The sequence below is a fragment of the Nitrosopumilus sp. S6 genome, assembly GCF_054515815.1.
Genome location: NZ_JBTNRI010000020.1, coordinates 1 through 4456, shown reverse-complemented (window position 1 = coordinate 4456; position 4456 = coordinate 1). Strand labels below are relative to the sequence as shown.

Annotated in this window: 4 protein-coding genes; 1 reads left to right on the top strand and 3 read right to left on the bottom strand. The window is 32.9% G+C overall.

Annotated elements, in window-relative coordinates:
* Positions 1-35: 35 nt before the first annotated feature.
* Positions 36-1211, top strand: a complete 1176-nt coding sequence (locus tag ACX12B_RS09605) for a tetratricopeptide repeat protein (protein WP_459353789.1) — start codon at positions 36-38, stop codon at positions 1209-1211.
* 18 nt (positions 1212-1229) lie between these two features.
* Here the strand turns inward: ACX12B_RS09605 and ACX12B_RS09600 are convergent, their stop codons facing one another.
* The 3 genes from ACX12B_RS09600 to ACX12B_RS09590 are packed head-to-tail and all read right to left on the bottom strand — an operon-like array spanning position 1230 to position 4359.
* Positions 1230-2303: a hypothetical protein gene (locus ACX12B_RS09600; protein ID WP_459353788.1), complete on the bottom strand. Its 1074-nt coding sequence runs from the start codon at positions 2301-2303 to the stop codon at positions 1230-1232.
* A gap of 59 nt (positions 2304-2362) precedes the next feature.
* The gene (locus ACX12B_RS09595) at positions 2363-3712 is read right to left on the bottom strand and encodes a hypothetical protein (RefSeq protein ID WP_459353787.1); all 1350 of its coding nucleotides are present in this window, start codon (positions 3710-3712) and stop codon (positions 2363-2365) included.
* Positions 3713-3765: 53 nt separating this feature from the next.
* The gene (locus ACX12B_RS09590) at positions 3766-4359 is read right to left on the bottom strand and encodes a hypothetical protein (RefSeq protein ID WP_459353786.1); all 594 of its coding nucleotides are present in this window, start codon (positions 4357-4359) and stop codon (positions 3766-3768) included.
* Between the last annotated feature and the right edge of the window lie 97 nt (positions 4360-4456).

Here is a 4456-nt window from a genome sequence, read left to right as displayed (position 1 = left end):
TTGTAGATTATAATCTTTTTTTAATATCGATTTTTGTGACAAAAATTTTATTTAACAGTAATATCATTGCTGGTAAATTTTTAACTCTACTTGTTATTGGGATGATTTTTTCTTTTATTGGTCACCCCATATCCTTTGCTCAAACTCAAGAGGAAATAAATCAGATTCTAGAAACTACAGAAAATTTGTACTTGGAGAAAAAATATGATGAATCCATTATTGAGTTAGATAAGATTTTAGAATTGAATTCAGACCACATTGAGGCATTAAATAAAAAAGGAATGATCCTCTTAACTCAAGGAAAATACGTAAACTCATTACAAAACTTTGAGAGGGCATTTACTCTAGATCCAAATAATCTTGAATCCATTAATGGGGTAGGGTATTCTTATTATTTTCTTGATAGATATGATGATGCTGTAGAACATTTTGAACTTGTTTTGAAAAAAGATAGACGTAATGTGGATGCTCTAGTGGGAGGAGGAAACGTCTTGTTAAAATTAGAACAACATGATGATGCAATACTATTTTTTAATATCGTACTGGAAAAAAATCCAAATAATTTATCAGCGTTACTTGGGAAGGCAAATGCTTTACTTTCTACGAACCAACATGGTTCTGCACTAAGATTTTATGAAAAAATTCTTGAAATTGATTTAGATAATGTAGATGCATTAAACGGAGTAGGTCAAGTATTCCTAGAATTAGAAAGATATGAAAAATCTAGAGATGCCTTTAACACCGCTTTAGAAATTGAACCTGAAAATATATCTACATTATTAGGTTTAGCAGAACTAAATTTTTTGGAAGAGAAAAATATCAAGGCACATAAAATCTACGAAAAAATTCTACAATTAGATCCTGATAATACTGATGCATTGATTGGAGATGCCTCAGTTCTAATTAATTTAGGTAGAATTGATGATGCACTAGAATATTTTGATGAAGCATTAGAAATAGATCCGTATAATCGTGATGCATTAAACGGTAAAGATTTGATTTTAGGGGACAGGGTAGGTGATTCGCTGGATTTGATCCTAGTTATTACAATTATTGGAAGTGTCACATCGGTCTTCTCATTTATTGTCGTGATGTTCAAAATAAGAGAAAATGTAGAACTCAAAACTAAACTAATAATGTCTAATGAACAAATTGAGGATTTAGTCGATAAGATGATGAGAAATATGGCAAAAAATGAATCTAAACCTTAGATTCTCTTTTGAAAATTATTACTGTCCGGTTGCTACAGAGTAACTTACTGTAAATGGAGTCTCATGCATAGTATGGAGTGCAACGGCATTTGCTGAAAATTGCCAAGTTCCTGCAGATGTTTCTTTATCTACAAATGTCAATGCAAAATATGTTTCACCATCAGGGGACCATATTGGTTGACCGTTAAGTTGACCTTGTTGAAGAGGTCCATGTAATGCAACTAGTTGAACATTCTCAGATGCAGAAAATCCCAAAGTACCAAAATAAGGAGAGGTTCTAGGTGGAAGAATAATTGCTAATTGATGATTCTCATGTCCTTGTCCTGGATCTTGTACGGATGTAATAGTTTCACTTTTCACTGTATCAGTCAAAGTTCTTTCTCGATAAGCAACAGAGTAAGATACCGTAAATGGATCTTCATTCATTGTATGTATTGCCAAAGCATTTCCAGCAAATTGCCAAGTTCCTGCATGTGCATTTAATGGGACAAATGTTAAAGCATATTTTGTTTTTCCATCAGGAGACCATATTGCTTGACCTTTGTCTTCACCATCTTTTAATGGGCCATGTAATGTAACTAGTTGAACAGGTTCAGAAGCAACAAAAGTCAACAATCCTCGATACACTTTCTCTGAAGGTGGAAGAATAATTGCTAATTGATGATTCTCATGTCCTTGTCCTGGATCTTGTACTGATGTGATAGTTGCAGTTTTAGTAGTTCTTGGAGGCAAAGAAAGCTCATCATATCTTGATTGTTCAAGCTTTGTTTTGTCATCAATTTTCTTTTTCTCAGATTCTTTTTTATCAGTTTTTACTTGTTCTTTTTTAGCTGGTTTAGGTTCTTCTTTCTCTGTTTTTACTTGTTCTTTTTTAGCTGGTTTAGGTTCTTCTTTCTTTTTTTCTGCAGATTTTACTTCAGAACAAAGTTTATCACCACACACAATATTTTTGGTTCCAGAGCCATATTGGGCAGTAGGTACACCTTGACCTTTTAGGGCATCAGCTGATTGAATTGTGTTTAATGGAGCAGCAATTGTCCCAAGAAATAAAATACAAATAGAAAAAACTACAATAGATGTTTTAATTATCATAAAGTCCTTAATTCAAACTTGTACTTAAAGGATATTTTTAGAATCTAATGGTTCAAAGACTATCTGTAAACCTGTAACAAAATTTTATGTAATTCAGCTTTTGCTTTGTTTAATTCTAATCGGAGTTCATGTAGTTTTACAGTAGATTCAGATATTGAAATCTCTCGTTCTTCTTTAGATATAGAGCTAGAAACAGTAGATAAGGCTAATTTTTTTTGCTCTTCACTCATTTGTATTTTAAGGGATTCAATCTTCTTTTCCAAGTCAATTATAGTATCTGATGATTGGGTTTGGCCTGCAATAGTAATAGAGATTGTACTGGGGTTAAGAGCATTAATTTTTCCAGTAGAGATTTGGCAAGAGTTTGTAACCACTTTTTCAGCCATTCGGATAGTAGTCATACCTACATCAGAAGTCAATTCAACAATTGGAATTCTTAAAGGAGCAGTACTAGTACAAATTTCAAAAATTACATTATATGTCATAGAATTTTCTGGTCGTTGTTCAGATTGAATTAAGGCTTCATGCACTGAGATTATTTCAGATAAAACTCCAGCAACATCCACACCTGTAACAGATTTGTTTTTTATTACAGGAGAGATGTTTGTATTTGAATTCAAGCTCAAAAATAACAAATACTTTTGAAGTTCTGCTCTAGTGTTTTTTAATTCTAGTTTTAGATCAGCAATTTGTTGGTGATTAGCCGACATTTTCTTTTTTCTTTCAGAACTAGGAGGTTCTTCAAGAATTGTAACTAGTTTCTGTCTTTTTTCTCTTAGATTTTCTAGAATAGAAGCAATTTTGTCTTCCATTTCTTTAATGGCTTCAGACACACCTCCGTGATTCAATAATTTTGATGAAATAGAATCAGGATTTGTGGCTTTAACTTTGACTGCACTTGTATGGCAATCTTTGGCCTTTATGTCACGAGACATTTTTACAGACTTTGTTTCAGAGTCAGAAGTAACGATAACTTCAGGGGAATAAATTTTTTCTTCAAATGCACATACTTTGAAAACGTAATTGTATGTATTTATTTTTGGAAATGTTTCAACTTCTCCAGGATTTTTGAATTGTTTTGTTGTAGCAACATGAGTAACTTTTCCAATAGATTTGGATTGTTGTTCTAATACTTGTAGAACTACTTCAGGTTCTGGGGCAATAACAAGTCCACGTTCAACAAGATCATCAACGGTGTCAGGAGAAACACAGATAGGCATATTGTCAGTTGTTCTGATAACTTTTACAAGGTGTTCTTTACACACAATTTCATCAGGGTTAAAATCTAGATCTAATTGCTTATTTGGAGCAATTACATCGGCAAATGCAATATCAGATGCAGTTATTGAAGATGATAGTAATAGTCCAATAGTCAAAATTGCAAACAATGAAAAATATGTCAACATCATTAAGAAATCCCAGTCATATTTAAAAAAATCATTTTAAAAATAAAAAAATGAGGCTATCCGTACATCAGGAATAGCACTCTATAGTATTCAGCTCTTGCATCTTTGAGTTGTTGTCTCAAATCTACAATCTCACCAGTAAGTTGTGCAAGTTTTGATGATTTTGTATCACCAGATGGAGTCTTTACTATCTTTAGAAGTTCAATATTTTTATCATTTAACTTCATTTTGATGTCAGATACTTTTTTTGCACTTTCGTTTGCCATCTTAGTTAGTACATCTTTTGCAACTAGTGCTCCACTGATGGAATCAGAGCTTGCTGCTTTGATAATTGTAGATGAAATCGTACATGAGTTTGGACTCAAATCAGTTGCCAAGTTTACAGATCTTATTTCACTATCAGATCTAACAACTATTTCTGGAGCTATGATTGGTTCCTCACCTGCACATGCTTCAAAGATATACACATATCCAATAGTTCTTGGTTGAGAATGGAAGTATGGTTCTTGTGCCAATACAGGTGCAATCTTTATTGTTTTAACAGGAGAAGAAGTTTTTGCTTCAGCTGCTGGTAAGTTAAAACCTGAAATCAATAGCATTGATGCGATTGTGATTGCAGTTAATGTTGTAATTGTTGTTTTAGTTTTCATTTCTTTCTTTTCACCTCCTCCTGTTGGCTAAGCGTAATCGTCTTCAAAATCCCAAGACAAACCTGCAAAATCAGTCCAGTTATAGGATGTGGAAGGA